23 protein-coding genes are annotated in these 22253 nt (G+C 66.9%); 8 read left to right on the top strand and 15 right to left on the bottom strand.

Translation table 11 applies throughout. The features are described from left to right. Positions 1-46: 46 nt before the first annotated feature. The 7 genes from ABJK40_RS09220 to mobF all read right to left on the bottom strand — a co-directional run bounded on the left by ABJK40_RS09220 (position 47) and on the right by mobF (position 9529). Positions 47-169 (bottom strand): hypothetical protein, encoded by a 123-nt coding sequence (locus ABJK40_RS09220; RefSeq protein WP_348480467.1) that lies wholly within the window; start codon positions 167-169, stop codon positions 47-49. Then, the gene (locus tag ABJK40_RS09215) at positions 166-2340 is read right to left on the bottom strand and encodes a copper-translocating P-type ATPase (RefSeq protein ID WP_348480466.1); all 2175 of its coding nucleotides are present in this window, start codon (positions 2338-2340) and stop codon (positions 166-168) included. Before ABJK40_RS09215 ends, ABJK40_RS09220 begins: the two co-directional genes overlap by 4 nt. Beyond that, positions 2324-4693, bottom strand: coding sequence for a heavy metal translocating P-type ATPase (locus ABJK40_RS09210; protein WP_348480465.1), 2370 nt, complete (start codon positions 4691-4693; stop codon positions 2324-2326). Before ABJK40_RS09210 ends, ABJK40_RS09215 begins: the two co-directional genes overlap by 17 nt. 65 nt (positions 4694-4758) lie before the next feature. Further along, the gene (locus ABJK40_RS09205; protein ID WP_348480464.1) at positions 4759-5742 is read right to left on the bottom strand and encodes a hypothetical protein; all 984 of its coding nucleotides are present in this window, start codon (positions 5740-5742) and stop codon (positions 4759-4761) included. Positions 5743-5758: 16 nt separating this feature from the next. Further along, complete coding sequence (locus tag ABJK40_RS09200; RefSeq protein WP_348480541.1) at positions 5759-6070, bottom strand: metal-sensitive transcriptional regulator; 312 nt, start codon at positions 6068-6070, stop codon at positions 5759-5761. Positions 6071-6077: 7 nt separating this feature from the next. Next, positions 6078-6287: a heavy metal-associated domain-containing protein gene (locus tag ABJK40_RS09195; RefSeq protein WP_348480463.1), complete on the bottom strand. Its 210-nt coding sequence runs from the start codon at positions 6285-6287 to the stop codon at positions 6078-6080. Positions 6288-6790: 503 nt separating this feature from the next. Next, entirely contained in the window at positions 6791-9529 is a 2739-nt protein-coding gene (gene mobF, locus ABJK40_RS09190) for a MobF family relaxase (protein ID WP_348480461.1), read from the bottom strand. A 460-nt stretch (positions 9530-9989) separates the two neighbouring features. Here mobF and ABJK40_RS09185 point away from each other — a divergent pair, with 460 nt between their 5' ends. The 3 genes from ABJK40_RS09185 to ABJK40_RS09175 are packed head-to-tail and all read left to right on the top strand — an operon-like array spanning position 9990 to position 10806. Beyond that, positions 9990-10235, top strand: coding sequence for a helix-turn-helix domain-containing protein (locus ABJK40_RS09185; protein WP_348480460.1), 246 nt, complete (start codon positions 9990-9992; stop codon positions 10233-10235). 4 nt (positions 10236-10239) lie between these two features. Beyond that, on the top strand, positions 10240-10500 hold the full coding sequence (locus ABJK40_RS09180; RefSeq protein ID WP_348480459.1) for a DUF4160 domain-containing protein: 261 nt from the start codon (positions 10240-10242) through the stop codon (positions 10498-10500). Between the two features lie 9 nt (positions 10501-10509). After that, entirely contained in the window at positions 10510-10806 is a 297-nt protein-coding gene (locus ABJK40_RS09175) for a DUF2442 domain-containing protein (RefSeq protein ID WP_348480458.1), read from the top strand. Positions 10807-11288: 482 nt separating this feature from the next. Here ABJK40_RS09175 and ABJK40_RS09170 read toward each other — a convergent pair whose 3' ends face one another. Then, the gene (locus ABJK40_RS09170) at positions 11289-11882 is read right to left on the bottom strand and encodes an SRPBCC domain-containing protein (protein ID WP_348480457.1); all 594 of its coding nucleotides are present in this window, start codon (positions 11880-11882) and stop codon (positions 11289-11291) included. 246 nt (positions 11883-12128) lie between these two features. Here ABJK40_RS09170 and ABJK40_RS09165 point away from each other — a divergent pair, with 246 nt between their 5' ends. Beyond that, positions 12129-12527, top strand: a complete 399-nt coding sequence (locus tag ABJK40_RS09165; protein WP_348480456.1) for a hypothetical protein — start codon at positions 12129-12131, stop codon at positions 12525-12527. Between the two features lie 8 nt (positions 12528-12535). Here ABJK40_RS09165 and ABJK40_RS09160 read toward each other — a convergent pair whose 3' ends face one another. Together ABJK40_RS09160 and ABJK40_RS09155 are read right to left on the bottom strand one after the other, a co-directional pair. Beyond that, complete coding sequence (locus ABJK40_RS09160) at positions 12536-13816, bottom strand: GAF domain-containing sensor histidine kinase (RefSeq protein ID WP_348480455.1); 1281 nt, start codon at positions 13814-13816, stop codon at positions 12536-12538. Continuing rightward, complete coding sequence (locus ABJK40_RS09155; RefSeq protein ID WP_348480454.1) at positions 13813-14544, bottom strand: response regulator transcription factor; 732 nt, start codon at positions 14542-14544, stop codon at positions 13813-13815. The genes ABJK40_RS09160 and ABJK40_RS09155 overlap by 4 nt, the downstream gene beginning before the upstream one ends. A gap of 222 nt (positions 14545-14766) precedes the next feature. Here ABJK40_RS09155 and ABJK40_RS09150 point away from each other — a divergent pair, with 222 nt between their 5' ends. From ABJK40_RS09150 to ABJK40_RS09140, 3 genes are read left to right on the top strand one after another with little or no spacing between them, the layout of a single operon-like run. Beyond that, positions 14767-15756: an LLM class flavin-dependent oxidoreductase gene (locus ABJK40_RS09150; protein ID WP_348480453.1), complete on the top strand. Its 990-nt coding sequence runs from the start codon at positions 14767-14769 to the stop codon at positions 15754-15756. A gap of 9 nt (positions 15757-15765) precedes the next feature. Then, positions 15766-16218, top strand: coding sequence for a hypothetical protein (locus ABJK40_RS09145; RefSeq protein WP_348480452.1), 453 nt, complete (start codon positions 15766-15768; stop codon positions 16216-16218). Continuing rightward, positions 16215-17750, top strand: coding sequence for an AMP-binding protein (locus ABJK40_RS09140; protein WP_348480451.1), 1536 nt, complete (start codon positions 16215-16217; stop codon positions 17748-17750). The genes ABJK40_RS09145 and ABJK40_RS09140 overlap by 4 nt, the downstream gene beginning before the upstream one ends. A 168-nt stretch (positions 17751-17918) precedes the next feature. On the opposite strand, the gene ABJK40_RS09135 is transcribed toward ABJK40_RS09140, so the two are convergent. Together ABJK40_RS09135 and ABJK40_RS09130 are read right to left on the bottom strand one after the other, a co-directional pair. Further along, a complete protein-coding gene (locus tag ABJK40_RS09135) occupies positions 17919-18311 on the bottom strand; it encodes a VOC family protein (protein WP_348480450.1) in 393 nt (130 codons plus the stop codon). 174 nt (positions 18312-18485) lie between these two features. Next, complete coding sequence (locus ABJK40_RS09130; protein WP_348480449.1) at positions 18486-18965, bottom strand: glutathione peroxidase; 480 nt, start codon at positions 18963-18965, stop codon at positions 18486-18488. 124 nt (positions 18966-19089) lie between these two features. Here ABJK40_RS09130 and ABJK40_RS09125 point away from each other — a divergent pair, with 124 nt between their 5' ends. Then, positions 19090-19743 (top strand): FMN-binding negative transcriptional regulator, encoded by a 654-nt coding sequence (locus ABJK40_RS09125; RefSeq protein WP_348480448.1) that lies wholly within the window; start codon positions 19090-19092, stop codon positions 19741-19743. Positions 19744-19800: 57 nt separating this feature from the next. Here the strand turns inward: ABJK40_RS09125 and ABJK40_RS09120 are convergent, their stop codons facing one another. The 3 genes from ABJK40_RS09120 to ABJK40_RS09110 are packed head-to-tail and all read right to left on the bottom strand — an operon-like array spanning position 19801 to position 22150. After that, positions 19801-20853, bottom strand: a complete 1053-nt coding sequence (locus tag ABJK40_RS09120; protein ID WP_348480447.1) for a phosphotransferase — start codon at positions 20851-20853, stop codon at positions 19801-19803. Next, positions 20850-21467, bottom strand: a complete 618-nt coding sequence (locus tag ABJK40_RS09115; protein WP_348480446.1) for a TIGR04282 family arsenosugar biosynthesis glycosyltransferase — start codon at positions 21465-21467, stop codon at positions 20850-20852. The genes ABJK40_RS09120 and ABJK40_RS09115 overlap by 4 nt, the downstream gene beginning before the upstream one ends. Further along, the gene (locus ABJK40_RS09110; RefSeq protein WP_348480445.1) at positions 21464-22150 is read right to left on the bottom strand and encodes a TIGR04283 family arsenosugar biosynthesis glycosyltransferase; all 687 of its coding nucleotides are present in this window, start codon (positions 22148-22150) and stop codon (positions 21464-21466) included. The genes ABJK40_RS09115 and ABJK40_RS09110 overlap by 4 nt, the downstream gene beginning before the upstream one ends. Positions 22151-22253: the final 103 nt, after the last annotated feature.

Raw genomic sequence — 22253 nt, 5'->3', positions numbered from 1 at the left:
CCATCGAGGCGCCAATCCGATTCGGAGGCGTTCCGCCGGACGACGCTCAGTTGGTGGTGTCGTTGCGATTGCCCAACGCATCTCGGGCGAGTTCAAGGAGAACGATTGCGACCGGCAGCGCGACGCGCAACGCTGCCCGCGCATTGAAGAGGTTGGCCAGGGCTCTCATGATGCGTTGACGCGGGAGGCTGACTTTGCGTTCATGCCGGCACGACTCTGTGGATGAGTGGCGGGGACCGAGTCGAGTTGTAGGTGTACCCGTCGGAGGAGCTGAGCGTTGAGGGCGACGACGATGGTGGACAGGCTCATGAGAATGGCCCCGACAGCTGGAGACAAGTCGAGACCGGCCCATGTGAACACCCCGGCTGCGAGTGGGATGGCGACGATGTTGTAGCCGGCGGCCCATGTGAGGTTCTGGATCATCTTGCGGTAGCTGGCCCGGGACAGACGGACCACGCCGGTGACCGATCGCGGATCGCTCGAGGCGAGCACGACGCCAGCGGACTCGATGGCGACATCGGTTCCTGCACCGATCGCGAGGCCGACGTCGGCGCGGGCCAGCGCTGGTGCGTCGTTGACTCCGTCGCCCACCATCGCCACAATCAGGCCTTGCGACTGCAGCTCGGCGACGGCGCGGTCCTTGTCCTCGGGGAGCACCTCGGCCACGACCCGGTCGAGACCGAGTTCGGCGCCGACGGAGTCGGCGACCTGTTGCGCGTCGCCGGTGATCATCACGACCTGGATGCCCATGGCCTTGAGGTCATCGACGGCCTGTCGTGCCTCGGGGCGGATCTCGTCCTCGAGGGCGAACCCGCCGATGACCTCGTCATCGCGGAACAGGTACAGGACAGCCGCACCCCGCTCGGCCCACGTCTCGGCGTGCACCATGATCTCAGTGGGCACGTCGGTGCCGATCTCGCGCAGCAGCGCTGGGCCACCCATCGAGTAGCCGGTACCGTCGACGGTCGCTTCGACACCGCGACCGGTGCGTGAGCGGAACAGGGTTGCGACACGAAGCTCGCCGTACTCTCCGGCTCGTGCGGTGATGGCGCGAGCGAGCGGGTGCTCGCTGTCGCTCTCGACCGCTCCGGCGATGGCGACCATCTCGGCTTCGTCGATCCCGGTCGCAGCGGCGACGCCGGTGACGATGTGGGCGCCCTTGGTGAGGGTGCCGGTCTTGTCGAACAGCACCGCGTCGATGGTCCGCATGCGTTCCAGGGCGAGGCGGTCCTTCACGAGGATGCCGGCCTGTGCCGAGACGGCAGTGGAGATCGAGATGACCAGCGGGATGGCGAGACCGAGCGCATGTGGGCACGCGATGACCAGAACGGTGACGGTCTTGACGACGGCAGAATCGACGTCGCCGAGCAGGGTCCAGATCAGCATCGTGAGCGCGGCGGCACCGGCGGCGACGTAGAACAGCAGGGCGGCAAACCGATCGGCGAGCACCTGGGCACGGCTGCCAGAGGCTTGCGCGGTTGCGACCATGCGCTGGATACCTGCGAGCGCTGTGTCGTCGCCGACGGCGGTGATCCGAACACGGAGTGCCGAGTCGGTCGAGACGGTGCCGGCAACGACGTCGTCGCCGGGCCCCTTCGGTACTGGTCGGGACTCTCCGGTGATCATCGACTCGTCGAGTTCGGCTTCACCCTCGGCGATGTCGCCGTCGGCCGGGATTCGACCGCCGGCGCGGACGAGCACGATGTCGCCCACGCTCAGCGAGGCGACCGAGACGGTCTCGACGGCACCGTTCTCGTCGATGACTTCCGCGTCGTCGGGGATGAGTTCGGCGAGCGCTGCGAGCGCCCCGCGTGCTTGGCCGATTGCCTTCATCTCCTGCCAGTGGCCAAGGAGCATGATCGTGACGAGCGCTGCGAGTTCCCACCAGAAGTCCAGGTCGAACCGGCCGAGACTCGTCGCCATCGACGCGGTGTACGCGACGACGATCGCCATCGAGATGAGCAGCATCATCCCCGGTTGGCGATCGAGCACCTCGCGCCAGCCGCCTTGGAGAAACGGCCAGCCGCCCCACACGAACACGATCGAGCCGAGTATCGGGCCGACCCACTCGATGCCAGGGAAATCGAGCATGTACCCGAACCAGTCCATGACCATGTGGCTGGTGACGACCAGCGGAACGGTCAGGAGCAGCGAGATCCAGAAACGACGCCGGAACGACTCGGGGTCATGCCCGCTGTGCTTGTCGTGTCCGCTGTGCTTGTCGTGTCCGGTGTGCTTGTCGTGACCGGTGTGCTGGTCATCGCAGCCTGAGGTGCCGCCCACACCAGGTGCGGCGGTGGCCGCGTTCGACTGATGGTGTATTTCAGGTGGCCCGGACATGGGAACCTCTCTTGGAGCCTGCCCCGAGGGAGGCCTCCGGTGCTGGGTGGTCGAGTTGGTCGTTAAGCGCCTGGAAGCGACGCAACCGGAGGCTGTTCGCGACCACGGACACCGACGAGAACGCCATGGCAGCGCCGGCAATCATCGGGTTCAGCAGACCGGCGGCTGCCAGCGGGATCGCAGCGACGTTGTACCCGAAGGCCCACACGAGGTTCTGCTTGATGCTGCGAAGTGTCCGCCGTGACAGGCGAATCGCGTCAGCGGCCACACGCAGGTCGCCGCGCACGAGCGTCAAGTCGCTCGCCTCGATGGCGACATCGGCACCGGTTCCCATACTGAGTCCGAGATCGGCCTGCGCAAGTGCCGCAGCGTCGTTGACGCCGTCGCCGACCATCGCAACGGCCTTGCCTTCTGCCTGCAGCCGCTTGACGACGTCGACCTTGTCCGCGGGGAGGACCTCGGCGATGACCTCGTCGATGCCGATCTCGTCGGCGACTGTCTGCGCAACCGCGGCGTTGTCGCCGGTCAGCAGGATCGGGGTGAGGCCCAGCGAGCGGAACTGGGCGATGGCCTCGGCGCTGGTGGGCTTCACGGCGTCGGCGACGACGAGGACGCCTCGGGCCTGGTCGTCCCAGCCGACGGCAACTGCCGTGCGGCCCTGCCGTTCGGCGTCAGCCTTGGCGTGCTGCAGGGCGGCCGGCAGCTGTTGGGACCAGTCCTCGAGGAGTCGGGTTCGGCCGACGAGGACGGCGTGGCCGTCGACGATCCCTGTAACGCCCAGGCCCTCGAGGTTCTGGAAGTCCTCGACGGCCGGGAGTTCGCCGACCTCATCGGCGGCACCCGCGGCGATCGTCTGGGCGATCGGGTGTTCCGACGCGTTCTCGAGCGCTCCGGACAGGCGGAGCAGTTCTGCACGGTCGACGCCGTCGGCGGCGACGACGTCGAGCAGGGTCATCTTGCCGGTGGTCACGGTGCCGGTCTTGTCCAGCACGATCGTGTCGATCTTGCGGGTGCTCTCCAGTACCTCAGGACCCTTGATAAGGATGCCGAGCTGGGCTCCACGGCCGGTTCCGACGAGCAGCGCAGTCGGCGTGGCGAGCCCCAATGCACACGGGCAGGCGATGATCAGGACTGCGACCGCAGCCGTGAACGCAGTGCTGGCGGACTCGCCGGCTCCGAGCCAGAACCCGAGAGTCGCCGCCGCAACAACGATGACGACAGGCACGAAGACGCCCGAGATCCGGTCAGCCAGACGCTGAATCTGTGCCTTGCCGTTCTGCGCGTCCTCGACGAGTTTGGCCATCTGCGCGAGTTGGGTGTCGGAGCCGATGCGCGTGGCGCTGACGAGGAGCCGACCGCCTGCGTTGACAGTGGCGCCCACGACCCGGTCCCCAGGTCCGACCTCGACCGGAACGGATTCACCGGTCAGCATGCTCATGTCGACTGCCGACGTGCCCTCCTCCACGATCCCGTCGGTGGCGATCTTCTCTCCCGGGCGAACGACGAACACGTCGCCGACCGCGAGCTCGGCGATCGGGATCCGCTGCTCGCGCCCGTCGCGGAGCACTGCGACATCCTTGGCTCCGAGTTCGAGCAACGCACGCAGCGCCGCGCCGGCGCGTCGCTTGGAGCGGGCTTCGAAGTACCTGCCGAGCAAGATGAACGTGATGACCCCAGCAGCGACCTCCAGATAGATGTTCGCCGCGCCGTCCATCCTCGACACGGTCAGTTCGAATGGGTGGGTCATACCGGGCTCGCCCGCAGTCCCGAGGAACAGCGCATACGTCGACCACGCAAACGCGGCGAGCGTGCCCATCGAGATGAGCGTGTCCATCGTCGCCGCGCCGTGCTTCAAGTTGGCCCACGCCGCCCGGTGGAACGGTAGACCTGCCCAGAACAGCACCGGTCCAGCCAGCGCGAAGCTCAACCACTGCCAGTAGGTGAACTGCAACGCCGGGATCATCGCCATCACAATGATCGGCACGCTCAGCACCGCACTGATCGTCACCCGCTGACGGAGGCCGGAAGTCGGGTCATCCTCCGCGGCGTCTCGGTCAGCGCCGGCGTCGCCCCCGAGGATCCCAGTGTCGGCAGCCGGGAGCTTGGCGGTGTAGCCAGCCGACTCGACGGCGGCGACGAAGTCCTCGGGAGCCAGCAGGTCGCCGCCGAATGTGACCTTCGCCTTCTCGGTGGCGTAGTTGACGGTGGCGTGCACACCCTCGAGCTTGTTCAGCCGCTTCTCGATGCGGTTGGCGCAGCTGGCGCAGGTCATCCCGCCGATCGTCAGCTCGAGCGCTCGCTCGTCACCTTGCTTCAGTTGCTTGTCTGTCGCGATTTCTGTCCATGAACTCATCTGTTCACTCCTCGTTGTTCGTCGTGGAAAACTCCTCGCAAGGGCGCGATGGACGCCCGAGCGGTTCAGTGGCCGTGGCCGTCGTCGCCGTGGCCGTCGCTGCTGTGGTCGTCGCTGCCGTGGTCAGCCGGGGCCGACGACGGGGCGGTCGCGTCGTGCTGGACGCCGGTGGCGACCGTGAACTGAGCGGTGCGGACCCGGCCGTCGTGTTGGAAGTCCAGGTACAGCAGGTACGTGCCACTCGATGGTGCGTTTGCGTAGAACGTCACGTCCGGGCCAGCCGGCGTGGTGCTGTCGCTGGAGTCGCCATCGGGATGGACGTGCAGGTAGGCCAGATCACCAGCGCGCAGCGCAACCAGATGCCCGTAGGCACCGAGGTACGGCTCCAGGTCGTCGACGGCCACACCGTCGCGACTGACCGACAAGGTCAGCTCACTCTCGCGCCCAGGGACCAGTTCGCCGTCGAGGGTCACCTCGTAGCCGTCGACCGTCGCCATCGCCGCCGGCTCCGGAATCTCCTCGGGGTCGCAGACGCCGGGGACCGACAGATCCGAGCCGAGCGTGAGGTTCTCGCCGCCGGCGGGAACGAAGTCGGCGAACACCTGCCACGCGCCCGGAGTCAGTTCTGCAGACGTCGACCACGTGCCGTCAGGCGTCATCGTCGGGTGGAGATGCTGGAAACCGGTGCCATCGCGACGCACCAGGATCAGATGCATCTCCTTCTCGTGGCTGACCTCGTAGTCCACGACCGGGTCACCGCCAGCGGTGGTGAGCCGAAAGGCGAGATCGACCGCACTGCCTGCGGGCAGGACCGTTTCGGCCAGAACGAGCGCATACCCGCGGTCAGCGACGACGAGGCCACCCGGGAGCGAGTCGCTCGGGGTTCCCTCACCTGTTGGAGTGGACTCGTGTTGGCCGTGCTCAGCGCCATGAGGGCTCATGGGGCTGTCCGCGATCGGGCTGCCGGTCGCGGCGCCCACGCCGAGCGATCCGGCGAACACGAGGGTGACGCCGCCGCCGAAGGCGGCCAGTTTGGTCGGGGTGCGCATCACTTCTCCCTGGTGGTCAGGATCGGACGAGTCGGGCGATGGCTTCGGCGGCCTCGCGGACCTTCGCGTCCGCTTCGGGACCGCCACGGGCCGCGGCGTCGACAACACAGCCGGCCAAGTGCTCCTCGAGGAGCACGAGCGAGAACCCTTGCAACGCTCTCGTTGCCGCGGAGACCTGCGTGAGGATGTCGATGCAGTACTTGTCTTCGTCGACCATGCGGTGCAGACCGCGGATCTGCCCTTCGATGCGACGCAGCCTCTTGAGGTGCTCGTCTTTGGTGTGGGTGTAGCCAGCCATGGATGTTCCTTTTCGTGTGGGATGTGAAATCGTCGGCTCAGACGCCGACGACCTGGAAGCCGGCCTCTTCGACCGCCTCGACAACGGCGTCCACTGGAATCGACTCGTCGGAATCAATCGTCAATCGCCCGGCATCGACGTCGACACGGATGTTCTTTGCGCCGGGGATCTTGGTCACTTCTGCAGCAACAGCCCTGGCGCAGTGATCGCAGGTCATTCCTTGAACCGTGTACTCGGTGCTCAACACGACAACTCCTCTTCGTTCCTTGGTACCCCCTGCGGGTACCTGGTATAAATGATACTATACGGGGGTACCCAATGTTGCAACCCCTGACAGGAGGGACCGTCCACCGCCTCGGGCCTGGCCGGTTTCCGCTGCTGGTTCGGGGAGGCAACTTGGGAGATGTGCACCACACTCCGATCACCGGCGACCTCTGAATGGATCTCATCACCGAGCAGAAGGCGTTGCGCCGAAAACTGTTCGACGGGCATCGTCGGCGCACCATCGCTGCAATGGTCGAACGCTCCAACCGGGAACTGGACTTCGAACCGGCGCGAGACCCACAGCCGAAGGGGCCTGCGATTCGGAGCTACCCGTTGCTCAGCGAGCGGGCTCCCGAGGCTGGGTGAGGGCGTAGGGGCCATCCCACTCGAATCGATGCCCACTGAGTTGGCCGCCAAGCACGGCATTGGCATCGCCTGACCATCACGCCGACCCACCCCACACCGTTCTGGAGGGCTCGGCGGAGGTCAGCGTTCCAGGTGTTGCGGGGGGCGGCGCGACAGGTGTTGGAGTCGTTGCATCGCTGCGGCGGCATGATCCGACGGTTGCGCGACCGCCGGACTGCCGTTCTGCTCGGAACGCTCATGGGCATCTTCTCTCAGTTGTCGTCGACGCCCGAGAGCGCTCAGCTGGCCGGGGTGTCGTCGCAGTGCTCGCGTCACGGCGTCCGTTGGAGTCCATTGCTCGGCGGGGTCGGTCGGGCCGTGTTGCTCGAGGTCGAACGCCGGCGGCGCCGCGTGGACGTGGTTGGCGTTGCGGCCGCGTGTCATCGCGACGTACATCTGCTTGGAGTTGGTTCGCTCGTCGATGATCACGTGAGCGTCATCGACGGTGGCGCCTTGGGCCCGGTTGATCGTGGACGCGTAGTCGACACTCAGGTGTCCTGCCTCGACGTACTCGGCCGGGAGAGCCTGATGATCGCCGCTCTCTCGATGCTGCAGATACAACTCGTCGCTGGTTCCGGCGAGGACGGTCCAGCGGTCGCCGTTACGCACCCACTCGTCGCCGTCTTCTCCGTGGGTGAGTCGGCGGTCGTTGGCCCGGGTCACGACCGGCTGCCCGACGAAGAACCGATGCCCACCGATCTCGATCATCTGCGCCGGATCGAGCTGGCCGGCAGCGAGCAGCCGTTCGGTCATGGCCTCGTTGATCTGCTCGACCATTCGGTTGGTCGGCGCCATCACGAGCACATCGCGGCCATCGACGTTGCCAACGACCGCTGCGTCGATGACTGCCTCGATCGCCTCCTGAGCGTCGGCGTACCCGTGGAGCCGGTCGCGGGTTTCGTACGCCTCGACGACCGAGAGGTCACTGTCGCGAAGCAGCAACGAGGCGTCGGCTTCCCATTCGTGTTCGAAGCGGTGGAGCGTGTCGAGCTCGACCTTCAGCACGTCGGGGTGTTCGACGAGTTCGGCAAACATGCCACCGGCGTCGACCGAGTCGAGCTGACGATGATCTCCCACGAGGACGGTGCGCCAGTTCCTTCGTTGCGCGACATGTGCGTAGGTGTGGAGGAGTCGGGTGTCGACCATCCCTGCTTCGTCGATGATCACCACCGACCCCGCCGGCAACACCCACGCCCGATCCGGGAGCTCCCGGCGTTCGACCCATTTCGTGTGATGCTCGTAGACGAGCTTGTGGAGCGTGTCCGCCGCCGTCCCAGCCCCGTCGGCGAGTTGCTGGGCCGATGATGCCGACGGCCCGACCCCGAACACCTCGATGCCGGCGTGGCGCCATGAGTCCACCGCGGCGGCGAGCATGCGTGTCTTGCCCGCACCCGCCGGGCCGACCACCGTCACGACCGGACGTGTCGTTCCCAGCATCGTGGTCACTGCGACGGACTGGCTCGCATCGAGACCCGCCAAGGCATCGCCCGTGGGCTCGCGTCGCTGATGGCCTGCCGTTGCCGGGGTCGTCGCCCAGTCGACGAGTTCGATCTCACGACGCAGATGACTGCTCGTCGTGTACCGCACCGCCGACGGCGCCAACCCGACCGGGCGACCATCCGACGCGCGAACGACCTCGCCCGGTCCCGCCTCCGGGCATAGGTCCACGACACCGGCCGAGGCCATTGCCTCGGCGCGGACTTGTTCGATCGTGTCTGCGATCGTGCGCGAGTCGGGGCCGGTCGTGCGCATCGCGATCTGTTCGATCAGCTGCGCTTCGGACCATTCGCTATGTCGTGTCTCCACCGCCTGGAGCACCTCATCGACGCTCGGACGCACGATCACCCCAGGTGAAGGCACATGTGCGAGCACACGATCGAGGACACGATCGACATCGACGATCCGGTCGGCTCGGGCGCGCCACCCGGCACGCAGCGTCGCCGTCGGCATGCCCGCTTCGTCGGGTTTGGCAGGTCGTGTGGCGAGCGTGATCGTCTTGTGCGCCTTGCCGACCTCAGCCGGAGTCGGGTCCCGGCCCTCACGGTTCACGAACCCGGCCGTCCAGTCATCGAGCGCCGCCTCGATGTCGACACTCCGAGTCGAGAACTCGTCGAGCAACTCCCGATCGATGCCGACGATGTCGGCCTGACCATTCGCGTCGACCTCGTCGAACTCGACACCCAACCGGGCGGTCAGCTCTGCTCGAAGGAACGTCTGGAACTCGACACCCGCCGCCTTCGCATTCCCATACAGACCACGGGCGTCGAGCGTGCGCCACACACCATCCGACACCGTGCGAACCGCGTTGGAAATGAGGACGTGATCATGAAGCTGCGGATCCAACGCCCGACTCGTGCGATGCCGATACCGCACACCGAACACACCATCCGCGTCCACCACCGCCGCACCGCCATGACCGGTGCGCGTGTAGCCGATCCGAGACGAGATCGACTCGAGCGCCTGCTCCACCGCAGCCGTCTGCGCGGCATCGACCGCAGCCGCCACCTCGGGTCCGCCGAGGGCGTGAAGCAGACTCACCGACTTGGGAGCAGAGAACGTGAGATCGAACGCCGTCACCGACCGCTCGGTCACCGTCGTCTTGCCGAGCCGTGTCCCGTCGGGCGCGCACTTCGCTTCGAGCAACAACTTGGAGTCAACGGCAGTCGCCAGACTGCCGGCGACAGCACCCACCATGTCGGCTCGACCAACCCACACACCCGGCGCGTCGCCGTCACCCGCGTAGTAGTCCTCCACACCGCCGACCACCGCCGACTGGTAGTAGCCGGCGTTGCCGGGGAGGACCTTGCCGACCGTCAACACGACACCACCCGCCCACGATCACCCTGGTGCAAATGTCTGAACTGCTCTCCCCCAACAACCCGACAGGCAACAGGCGCCGCAGCAGCACACGCGGGAGCCAGACGCCGGACCTGCGCCGAGACACCGAGAACGGGGAGCCCGAGACCAGCGGCCGACACCGGCGCGCCGGGAGCCGAGCAACGAGCGAGGGGCTCCGCCGCTGAGCAACCACGACACGGCCGGCCACACTCCAGCGGCTCGACCGGCGGGCAGACCAGCCAAGTGAGCGCGCAGCCATTCCTCATACCGATGTAAAGGCGGTCGACTCCGTGAAACGGGACAGATCAGCGATGACACGTTTCAGCCACCGATCGTGTGCTGCTCGCCACGAGCGTCGTGACAACCGCCCCGCGCTGTCCAGAACCGTTCTGCGCCGTGCGGTGTTGTCCCACTTCGTCTGATCCGCTGCCTTTACATCGGCATGACGACAGATGCACGCTTGCACCCCGAACCCACCGACTCGACAACTCGACCGCTGCTCGTCAGCATCAAGCAGGCATCCGCGATGCTGGCGCTCAGCCGATCGTCGATCTACCTCCTGATGGACAGTGGCGAACTCTCTCCGGTCCGAATCGGCCGGAGCGTTCGTTTCACGGTCGAGGAGTTGGAGCAGTTCGTCGCCGCGCGAAGCGGCAACTCACCCGACGAAGGTCGTGCCGTAGGTTGAGGACGTGCCAAGGCTCAGCGAGTTCTACGGGATCGCGATCTACATGTACTTCGCTGATCACAACCCGCCGCACTTCCATGCGATCTACGCCGAACACGAAGCGCTCGTCCGCATCGACGACGGCTCGATGATCAGGGGCAGTCTCCCGAGAACAGCAGCCCGGCTCGTCGAACAGTGGCGGACGCTGCATCTCGACGAACTCGCTGCCAACTGGACCCTCGCCCAGGAACCGGCCGCGCTCTCGGGCATCGACCCGCTCCAGTAACCTGTGAGCATGTCCGCCCTCGCCCGTGTCAGCGCCGTCGAGCACATCGGCGCTCGCTCGTTGCGAGTCACATTCTCCGATGGCCTCGTGCGCGAACTCGACTTCGCCCACGCCTTGCCGGGCGTGCTCGCCACGATCGACGACGACGAGACCTTCGCTGCGGTCACGGTCGACCCGGTTGCCGGAACCATCGCCTGGCCGAACGGTGTCGACCTCGATCCTGACGTACTGCACGGAGACCACGAAGCCCCCGTCGCGATGCAGCCGAGCCTTCTTCGCGAGTACCGACTACAGCAGACCGGTTGACCACACCTCGGATCCGGCTCGCCGGTTAGTCTCAGGGTTACTCTCAAACGGAGAAAATTTGGTGGCTCCGGCTCTCTGACCAGGCAAAACGTACAAGAGGTCGGAAGCCCACGCCTTCCGCCAGTACGTCCACGGGCGTCCATGGAAATCCACGGAGAGCCTGCTGAGCAGGGAACCGTGAATCGAGATCCATGGACGCCCGTCGTCGTTCTCCCCTGCGATGTCTCGAGCGTCCGCGAGTAGGCGGACGGCATCGACGTGATCGCTGCTGGAGAAGGAGAACCAGCCGCACGCGCAGTTCGGGATGCGGCCGACACGCAGGCCGTCGATGCTCGTGCACGGCACCTCCGCGCTCGGCCGGGTGCTCGAGAGTGTGCGTCGACGCGACGGCCTCGAGAGGATGCTCATTGCCTCCGATTCGGCTTCATTCGAGCATCGCAGGCGACGAGCGCGCTCGAGTCGAAGTAGACGAGCGCCACCCTTTAGCCGCGCTGCTCGCCGACGATGTCCGCCACGGGTCGCTTGGGCTGTGGTCGGGGCCGACCGCCGGCGACCGGGCGGGACGATCGTGCAGGTCGACTGATGACGCCTTCGGCGGAGCTCAGCTCATTCAGGGTTGCGTGCAGGTTCCAGAACTGACTGATCGGGATCGGGTGACCGTGCACCTCCGCTTCGAGGTATGTCAGATGGACCGTCCAGCCGATTCGATACGACTCGGCCAACGCTCCGAGTTGCGAGTGTCGAAGAGTCAGTTGGCAACCGACGTCGGGGCTCGCGAAATCGGTATCGGTGAGTTCGAACAGCACGCCGGTTTCATGCTCGTCCGGAAATTGCCAGCTGAGAGCAAATCGGCCCTGGGTTTCGACCTCGCGCACCGTGCTCTGGCAGCTGTAGCCCCCGCCGTGGTCCACGATCAGCATGCCGCCGGGTCGAATCTCGGCAACGCTCGGCGTGCCGAGCCATGCGGTCATCGCGTCGGGGTCCGTGAGGCTCGCCCACACAGCGTTGCGACCGGCGGCGATCACCCACTCGATCACGACGTCGCCGTCCGTGAGGTTCGCGGCGAGCAGGGGCACGGCGCGAAACTACCCGAGCAGTGGGCCCGTCTCGATGTGATCGCACTGACGGAACTGGAGCCAGATGCGTCGTCGAGACGATCCTGAAACCGCTCAGATCAACACGGCCAGTCCCGCACTCATGCCGCTCGCGATCAGCACGTATCGGCCTGACGTCCCGCTCCTGGATGTTCGTTGCGCCCGGCCCGGCTCCGGTTGCTGAGCGTGTGCGCCCAGCCATCAGCGGATCGGTTCTACGCTCGGATGATGAAGCGCCTGACGTGCCGCGCCGGTCTCCTGGCGGTTCTCGTGCTGTCGATCAGTTCCTGTGGCGATTCTCCGTCAACTTCGGAAGTGGAACAGTTGCCGTTGGTTGACTCATCGCTCGCGGTTGGCGAGCCACGTCAGTTCGAGCAGGGCACGCACTGCGGATTTCGAGTTCTCAGCAGAATGATCAACGGACAGGTCTGGCGAGCCGAGGGTGCTTCGGACGGGGACTGGTTCCCAGGCGGTTGGAGAACAGACAGCTCGACGTCCGATGGGCGCGTCGCCATCCGGTTGGTCCTCGCTGAAGACGAATCGACCATCACTGCGTCGCTGAACGGCACCGACGTGACCTACGTGGCGGCCGGCAGCGAGTGGCAGGACTCCGACCTCTGCGCCTGACCACACCGTCAGGGTTTCGGTGTCCGGGGCGATGGTTGGAGCGTGATTCGGACGTGGGTTCCGACACCGACGGTGCTGTCGAGGTCGAGTGCGCCACCCATCGCCTCCGTCAACCGTTTGGACAGCACGAGCCCGAGGCCGGCACCACCTTCCCGACCGGCGTCGGCCCCGAGGCGGTCGAATGGCACGAAGAGCCGGGCGAGGAGTTCCTCGGGGATGCCGGGACCTTGGTCGATGACGTGGACGTGCGCCACCCGAGAACCGTGTCGGATGGCGGGTTCGGTTCGGATCGTGACGACCGTGTCCGAGGTCGAGAATCGGAGCGCATTCGACACGAGGTTCAGCAGGACCTGTTGCAACCGGCGCCGGTCCGCGATGACGTCGACGGGTCGACCGACGAGTTCGACGGTGATGCCACATGCATCGGCCAACGGTCGGGTGAGCGCCACGGTCGCTGCTGCGACGTCCGCGGCGCCGACCGGTTCGAGAGCGATCGGCATCGCTCCCGCTTCGACCCTCGCCAGGTCGAGGACGTCGTCCACGATCGAGAGGATGTGGGCGGACGCATGCGAGATGCCGTCGAGGGCCTGCTGGCGTCGATCGGGTGACAGGTCGAGCGTCTTCAGGCCTTCGGTGAATCCCGTGATCGACTGCAATGGGGTGCGGAGCTCGTGGCTGAGCGACGTGACGAACTGCGACTTCGCGTGGTTTGCCCGTTCCGCCGTCTGACGCGCCAGCTCGGCCGCATGGCGCGCCTCGCGCTCGTTGGCCGCGCCGTCGTGAGTCACCGCAATCGAGGCGAGGTGGGTGAAGCGCCGGACGAGTTCCCGCTCACGCGCGTCGGGTTCGTGCGGTTGACGGTCGTAGACGGCGAACGTTCCGACGATCTTCGCCTGCGACCGGATCGGACTCGACCAGCACGCCCCGATGTCGTGCTCGACGGCCAAGTCCCGGAACGGCGCCCAACGTGGATCGGACACGACGTCGGACGCGACGACCTGCCTGCCGAGGTGGACCGCGGTGCCGCAGGACCCGGCGAGTGGACCCGGCTCCAGTCCGTCGATCGCGTCCGAGTACGCACGTGGCAGCGTGGGTGCTGCGCCGTGCCGGAGCACGCCGTCGGCGTCGAGGAGCAGCACCGAACACCGGCTCCCCGCAATCAACTCCTCGAGTGCCACCACGATGCCCTCGAGTACGTCGGTCAGCGCAGCACCGGTGGCGAGCTGTTCCATGACCGACGTCTGTCGGTCCAGAACGGCGGTCGCCTCGTCACCGGAGAGCACCGTCACCCCTCCCATCGATACCCCACTGCTCGAACGGTCGTCAGACGCTTCGGCCGACCCGGGTCGTCCTCCAACTTCTGGCGAAGGCGGTACACGTGCTCGGTCACGGTCGCGGGTGTCTGCCACCCTTCGCCGCTCGACCACACCGCCGCGAGCAACTCGTCGCGGGTGCACGCGCGCCGAGGATGGTCGACGAAGTAGAGGAGGAGCTCGAACTCCTTGGCTGCGAGCGTCACCGGTTCGCCGTCCAACCAGACCTCTCGTGACTCGACGTCGACTTCGACATCCACACCTCGGGGCACGAATCGATCCGGCGAACCACCGCCGTGGTCGCCGCATCGTCGCAGGACCGAGCGCGCCCGTGCCGCGAGCTCGCCGGGCGAGAAGGGCTTGACGAGATAATCGTCGGCACCGAGGTCGAGGCCGACGATGCGGTCGGTCTCACCGTCTCGGCCCGACAGCACGATGATCGGCAGGGGAAAGGCGTCGTTCCGCTGCTCGCGTTCGCGGACACGACGGAGGATGTCGAGACCCCCGATACCGGGCAGCGACAGGTCGAGTACGACGAGCGACGGTGGCGACGATTCGATTCTCTCGATCGCGCTGACGCCGTCCTGCACCGACTCGACGGCGAAGCCGTCGGCCTCGAGCGCCCACGTGACGCTCGTGCGGACACCCTCGTCGTCGTCGACGACGAGCACTCGCCGCGGACCGTCGTGTCGACGCAACCCCACCTTCCAGACCGTAGCCAAACAGCAGACATCGGATTCTCAACTGCGTCCCCGCGACCCGTCCGAACGACCGGAGCGGAGCAGTCGTTGAGCAACTGTTGAGATCGGGTTGTTCGATCCACGAACTTCCGTCCGTACGGTCGGAACTGCGGACCCCAGAGTGCGCATCCACGCCGAGTCTTGGGGGCTCGGGACACGAAACGAGGGGATTTCACCATGTCCGACATGAAGCTCGCGCTCTATCTTCCGAATTTTCGCGATCACGTCACGATCAAGGAACTCGAAGACCTGACCGACCTCGCGGAGGAGCTCGAGTTCGACTCGATCTGGACGCTCGACCGCATCATCGTGCCCGAGGCCTCCGACCGAGGCGAGATGCAATACCCGTTCGGCATGATGAAGGAGTTCCCGTTGCAGATGCCCGTGTCGTCGGGCGGCAAGTGGTTCCAGGGCTGGCCACTCATCCCGTGGCTCGCCGCGAAGACCGAGAAGTGCCGGATCGGGATGAGCATCACCGACACCCCGTACCGCTCCCCCGGAGTGTTCGCCGCCGAGATCGCGACGATCGACCACCTGTCGGGCGGCCGAGTCAACGTCGGTGTCGGCGCAGGATGGATGCCCGAGGAGTTCGCTGCGGCGAGTGCCACGGACATCTTCCCGCGACGACACGCCCACGTTCGCGAGACCATCGAGATCTGCCAGGGAATCTGGACCAACGAGACCTTCGAGTACCACGGTGAGTTCGCCGACTTCGGACCGAGCGGTTTCGGATGGGAGCCGGTGCAGAAGCCGCATCCACCGATCTTCATGAGTGGTCTGGTCAACCCGGAGATCTCGGCGAAGCGGGTCGCCAAGTACGACCTGGCCGGTTGGATCGGCATCCAGGACACACCCGAAGACCTGAGTGTGTGGCTGCAGGCGATCGGCGAGGAACTCGACAAGCTCGGCGCCAAGTCGGTCGACCAACTCGAGGTCTCCAGCATGCTCTGGTTCGCGATCACCGACGAGCCGACCGACCAGACCCGCAACGGCAAGCTCACCAATCTGCTCGTCGGCACCCAGGAGCAGATCACCACCAACCTCATCGAGCTCAAGCAGGCCGGCATGACCATGCCGTTGATCTGGCCGCCGTTCGCCGACGTACCCACTTCGAAGACGCTGGAGGACCTGCGCATCCTCAACGACGAGATCCTGCCGGCGGTCAACGCGGCGTAGGTTCGTGCGATGCGGCTCTCCGAGGATCGAGCGCTCGAACTGCTGCGGGCGAACAGCCACGGCTTCATGGCCACGCAGCATCCCGAGCGCGGCATCGACGTCGGCCCAACGGTGTACGCCGTGGTCGGCGAACACCTGGGTTCGCCGGTCGACCTGGTGAAGCCCAAGTCGTCGACGCGGCTCCAACGCGAGCGGAACCTCGAACACGACCAGCGTGCGACGATGGCGATCGAGTGCTGGGATCGCGACGACTGGTCGAAACTGTGGTGGGTCCGTGCCCGGCTCCGTTGGACGGGACACGGCCCACACGAGCAGACGGAGCCGATCGCCGATCGGCTGTCCGAACTGTTCGTCCAGTACCGGGACAAGCCCTTCGCGTCGGTGCACGTCTTCGACATCGAGAGCGTCAGCGGATGGGCAGCGAGCGAGTCGATGGAGCGTGGTGACGGAGGCACGAGATGAACCTGGCGGTGTGGATCGAACGGAACGCCAGACGCTGGCCGCAGCGCCCGGCGATCGCGTCGGGTGACCTCGTTCGGACCGACTGGGCGACGTGTGCGAGACGCGTCGCCGCCGTCGCCGGCGGCCTCCGTTCCGGGCAGGGACTGCAACCGGGTGACCGTGTTGCGATCGTGATGCGGAATCGCCCGGAGTACCTGGAGGCCCTCTTCGCGATCTGGCACGCCGGTCTGGTCGCCGTCCCGGTGAACGCCCGCCTGCATCTCGACGAGATCGCCCACATCGCTCGTCACAGCGGAACGCGAGTGATGATCGTCGACGACGAACACGTCGCCGACACACAGCCGCTCGTCGAGTCCGTCGACACCCTCGACGCACTGGTGGTGGCGCCGGGGTCGGAGTGGGATGCGCTCGTCCGATCGGAGCCGATCCCACTGGTCGACCGTGCGCCGACCGATGCGGCATGGCTGTTCTACACGAGCGGAACGACCGGTCGCCCGAAGGGTGCGACGCTCTCCCATCGCAACCTGCTGATGATGTCGCTCAGCTACTTCGCCGACATCGATCCGATCGATCCGGCCGACGCCGTGCTGCTCGCCGCGCCGATCTCGCATGGGGCCGGCCTCTACGGCCTGCCCCACGTGGCTCGGGGTGCGGTCAGTGTGATCCCGCCCTCGGGTGGTGTCGACGGCGACGAGATCGCAGCCGTGCTCGGACGATGGACCGGCGTGTCGTTCTTCGCCGCACCGACGATGGTCAAGCGACTGACCACGGACCCGGCGATCGTGAGTGCCGACCTGTCCGGTCTCAAGACGATCATCTACGGCGGGGCACCGATGTACCTGTCGGACCTGACCGACGCTCTCGACGTGTTCGGACCGAAGCTCGCACAGATCTACGGACAGGGCGAGACGCCGATGACGATCACCGCACTGTCGAAGGCCGACCACTCCGACCGCGATCACCCCCGCTGGAGGGAGCGTGTCCAGAGCGTCGGCGTGCCCCGCACCGACGTCGAGGTCCGCGTGGTCGACGACGACGGGACCGCTCTGCCAGCCGGCGAGGTCGGCGAGATCGTCGTGCGCGGCGACGTCGTGATGTCGGGCTACTGGGAACAGCCCGAAGCGACCACCGACGCGATTCGCGACGGGTGGCTGCGCACCGGCGACGTCGGGAGCTTCGACGCCGACGGCTACCTCACCCTGCGCGACCGGTCCAAGGACCTCATCATCAGCGGAGGGATGAACATCTACCCGCGCGAGGTGGAAGAAGCGCTCCTCCGCCACGACGCCGTGACTGCCGTCGCGGTCGTCGGTCGTCCCGACCCGGAATGGGGCGAAGCAGTGGTCGCCTTCGTCGTCGCCGACGACACGATGACCGCTCCGTCGGTCGAGGAACTCGACGAGCTGTGCCTGGAGCAGATCGCCCGGTACAAGCGACCGAAGGACTACCGCTTCGTCGGGAGCCTCCCGACCAACAACTACGGAAAGGTTCTCAAGCGCGAGCTCCGCCAGCAACTCGACGACACGGCCTGAGGAAACAGCGGCGCCCTCATCGGTGCCGCTGTCCAGCGCCTCCGCCCTCCGGACTGCGTCGAGGCCGAGGGGCGGTGCGACTCGACCGGCGGTCCGATCTCGACGGTCGATGTTCGGATCCGGTGATCCGACGCAGCGAGTCGACGGAGCTGCTCGGCGATCGTTTCGCTACGCGGTTTCGGCCCGCTCCTCGTCACTGCGCACGATGCAGAAGTGATTGCCCTCGGGATCGGCGAGCACCATCCATCCCGTCCCGTCGGCGTTCCGACGATCGGCGACCTCGAGCGCACCCAGTGCGATGACGCGCTCGATCTCATCGTCTCGCCGGCGATCGTTCGGAGCCAGATCGAGGTGGATGCGTCCGCTGGCGGGGCGCAGCTCGCCGACTTCGATGAAGAGGAGTCGATGACCGCTGGACGGGTCCAGGATCATGCATTCGTCGTGACCCACCTCGTTCGGATCACCCGGCACGTCGATGTAGCCGACGACGCGCTTCCACCATTCGGAGAGAACGAACGCATCGAGGCAGTCGATCGTCGTGTGGGAAACGCGTGAGGACATGAGGCGAACGTACACACAGCTCGTCCGCGTCCGTGCGGTCGATTCACTCGTCCTCGGAGCCGTGCGACGTCGGCATTCGCTGCGAAGCCACCCTCAGCTCGGCGAACGGCACCCCGGTGCCCGGTTGCTGTCCTGTGCTCACCCTGCGTCCGACGCAGCGGGCACGCACACGCGTCAGAGGCTGGCTTCGATACTGGCGATCAGGGCCGGGTCGTCGGGGGCCGTCATGGGTGAGAACCGGGTGATCGTCCCGTCGGGGGAGATCAGGAACTTCTCGAAGTTCCAGCGGATGTCTCCGCTGTGCCCCTCGGCATCGGCGACCTCGGTCAGCGCGTCGTAGATGGGATGGCGATCGTCGCCGTTCACGTCGATCTTCTCCATCATCGGGAAGGTCACGCCGTACGTCGTGGAACAGAACGTCTCGATCTCCTCCGCCGTTCCGGGCTCCTGGCCACCGAACTGATTGCACGGGAACCCGACGACGGTGAACCCCTTGTCGCCATAGGTGGCCTGCAACTGCTCGAGGCCGCTGTACTGAGGTGTCAGCCCGCACTTCGACGCGACGTTGACCGCGAGCACGGTCGTGCCCGCGAAGGCCGAGAGAGAGGTGGGTTCGCCCTGGAGCGTGTTGATCGGTGCGTCGGTGAGCTTCATGAGCGACGATTCTTGTGCACATCGGCACGGATCGTCGTGTCGGCACGGACAGTCGGCTCACGCTCGAAGCGATGGTGCACATACCCGTCCACCTCGCCCTGCGTCACGACACTACGGTCGAGACGTGTACACGCCCGAAGCGTTCGAGATGGCGACCGGACCGGCGGTCACCGACGTGCTGCGCAGCGCCGGGTTCGGTCATCTCGTCTCACACAGCGACGACGCCGACGGAGGTTCGGGACTGCTCGCGACAGCGCTCCCGTTCGTCGTCGACGACGACATCTCGCGGCTCCGTGCGCACGTCGCCCGAGCGAATCCGCATTGGGGGCACGTCGACGGTCACCACGCTCTGCTGATCGTCCCGACCGTCGACGCCTACGTCTCCCCACGCTGGTTCGCGTCCACCGCCGAACACGGCAGGGTCGTGCCCACGTCGAACTACGAGTTGGTCCACCTCCACGGAGTCGTCGAGATCCACCACGACGCCGAATGGAAGCGGCGACTCGTCGACGACCTGACCCGTGAGAACGAGAGTCGGGTCGACGACCCGGAGTCGGCCGAACCGTGGAGCGTGTCCGACGCACCGGCGTCGTACATCGACGCACGACTCGAGGCGATCGTCGGGATCGAACTCCACGTGCAGCGGGTCGAGGCGAAACAGAAGCTGAGCCAGAACCGTTCGGAACAGGATCGCCTCGGAGTGACCGACGGACTCGGCAGGTCACGAGATCACGGTGCGACCGACATCTCGGACCGGATGCGCGAACGACGCGGATAGCGCGCCGGGTCTCGGGGACTCGTCTCGCGTGAACCGCTCGGGCGGCCGCTGGACGAGCTACAGGCCGAGGTCGGTCAACCGGTCGAGCTCGTCGGTCACCCGCTCGACGCCGCTCGGCGACAGGAAGTCGTCGACACGGTCGCGCACGTGGGCGATGAGTTCGGGATCGCTGCGCTCACCCGACCAGTCCTCACCGTCCACCCCAGCACGAGACGCCAGCCCGGATTGCGCACGCCACTTGGCGCACCACGTGACCGACCAGAGCCACATCGCCGCCCGCAACGGCACGAGCCAGCCCCTCCAGGCCGCATCGTCAGCTGTGTTCGCCAACCAGTCGCGGTAGAAGGCGAGCACGTCGTCGATCTCGAGGACGGCAGAACTCGCGAGATCCCAGGTGGTCGACGTGTAGAGCGTGGCGTGCGCGAGGTCGAGCGGTGGGTAGCTGTAGCGGGCCTTCTCCAGATCGACGAGGATCGCGACGCCGTCACCGGCACGGATGACGAAGTTGCCCGGGTGGGCGTCGAAGGTGATCAGGCGTCGGGGTGGCCGGTCGGTCCGCTCGCAGCACTCGGCGAAGGCGGCGCGCGTCCGTTCGACGGCCTTCCGAGTGCCGGTGGACAGGCCCGCACCGTCGAGGTGCTCGGCCTGACGGCCGATCTCCTCGCGCAACAGCGTCAGCGGATCCGACGGGTCGAGCAGGGGTGCCCGTTCGGCCGGCGACGGCACGGGCAGCGCATGGATCGCCGCGAGTGCCGTGGCGACCGACGGCAGGTCGCCCGGCAACCGAGCCGGCCGGCCGACGATCTCCTCGACCAGCAGTGCACCTCGTGGCAGGAGCGCCGACGGCGACAGCACGCCGTGCAGGTGCGGCGTGTGTCCACTGGCGGCGGCTCGTTCGAAGCACGCCGCCTCGTAGGCGATGTTGTCCTTCGCCGAGAGATCCATCTGACTCTGCTTCGGAAGACGCGCCAACAGACCCGAACCGCTCAGGCGCAGGTGCGAGTGGGCGAGACCGGCATCGGGCAGCATCTCGACCGGAGCATCGGCGCCGGGAGCCCCCGCATCACGAAGCGCCCGCCGCAGCGCCTCGGCGAGATCCTCCGTGCTCACCGCCAGCCCAGTCCGGTGAGGTGCGCGAGATCGTCGGGCTCGTCGATGTCGTGGATCGTCGCGAGTTCCCGGTGACGGAGCCCGCACGATCGGACCCGACGGCGCGTGTGCTCCATCACGTCCGGCGTGCTCCACTCCATGTCGTCGAACAACGACGGCTGGGGCCGGCGGAGTCCGACCAGTGCGTACCCGCCGTCGTACGCCGGGACGAACACCGCGTCGTGCTCCAGCAGTGCGTCCGCTGCGTCGCGCAGGAGACCGGCGTCGAGATGCGGGGCATCCGTGCCGATCACCAGCACCTGCGACGCGACGCCCTGCCACCGTTCGAACGCGCGCTCCATGCGCGCGCCGAGGTCTCCTTCGCCCTGCACCTCGAGCGTCACTCCGCTGCGCTGCGCCCACGCGCCGAACGCCGGGTGCGCCGTGTCGGGCGTGCAGCGGAGTTCGACCGGGCCGATGCCGGCCTCCAACGCCGCCGCCATCGTCCGGTCGAGGAGCCATGTCGCGAGAGCACCGGCCCGCTCCTGCCCGAGCGCCGGGATCAGTCGCGTCTTCGCGAAGCCCGGAACCGGAGCCTTGGCCATCACGACGACCACCGCGTTCGTCCCGTTCATCGGTACTGCGGCGCCAGACGTCGTGCGCTCACACCGACCCAGTACAGGAACCGCAGCCGCCACATCAGCAGGATCGTGCGCCAGACGCCGTGCTGTTCCCACCGTCGCCCCGACGTGGTGACGCGCTCGCGCAGGCAGACCGGACGCCCGAGGCGGCGGAGACGCTTGCAGATCTCGATGTCCTCCATGAGTGGCTGATCGGGGAAGCCGCCGACGGCGTCGAACGCGGCGCGGGTCATGAACATCGCCTGGTCCCCGGTGGCGATGCCGCTCCACCGGGAACGCCGGTTCATCAGCGCCGCGATGATCGACAACATGCGGGCGCTCCCTTCGATGTCGACGTCGAAACGTCCCCAGCCGAGATCGGATCCGGCGAGGGCGGCGGCGATCGACGCGTCGGCACCGGCGGGCAGCCGCGTGTCGGCGTGCAGGAAGAGAAGTCGATCACCGCGGGCTCGGGCTGCCCCGGCGTTCATCTGCCGGGCACGACCACGCTCCGCCACGACGACCGCGTCGGCGCGCGGTTCGCAGAGCGCCACGGTGTCGTCGGTGCTGCCGCCGTCGACCACGATCAGCTCGGCGCCGCGCCGCCGCAGAGGCGCGAGCGCGTCGAGCGTCGCGACCACGCCGGCCGACTCGTCCAGGACCGGGACCACGATGCTGAGCGTTGGAGAGGTGGGCATGGCTGCGGTTCCGACAGCCGCAGCTCGGTCGCTCAGGCCGTCGCCGAGAGTACCAGTCCGGCCTCGGCGCCCACCCTCGATCCCGCTCGGACCACCGTCCGGA

Origin of the sequence: Ilumatobacter sp., assembly GCF_039969435.1 — a bacterium.
In the GTDB taxonomy this organism is placed as follows: Bacteria; Actinomycetota; Acidimicrobiia; order Acidimicrobiales; family Ilumatobacteraceae; genus Ilumatobacter_A.
This window is presented reverse-complemented; position numbering and strand designations above follow the sequence as displayed.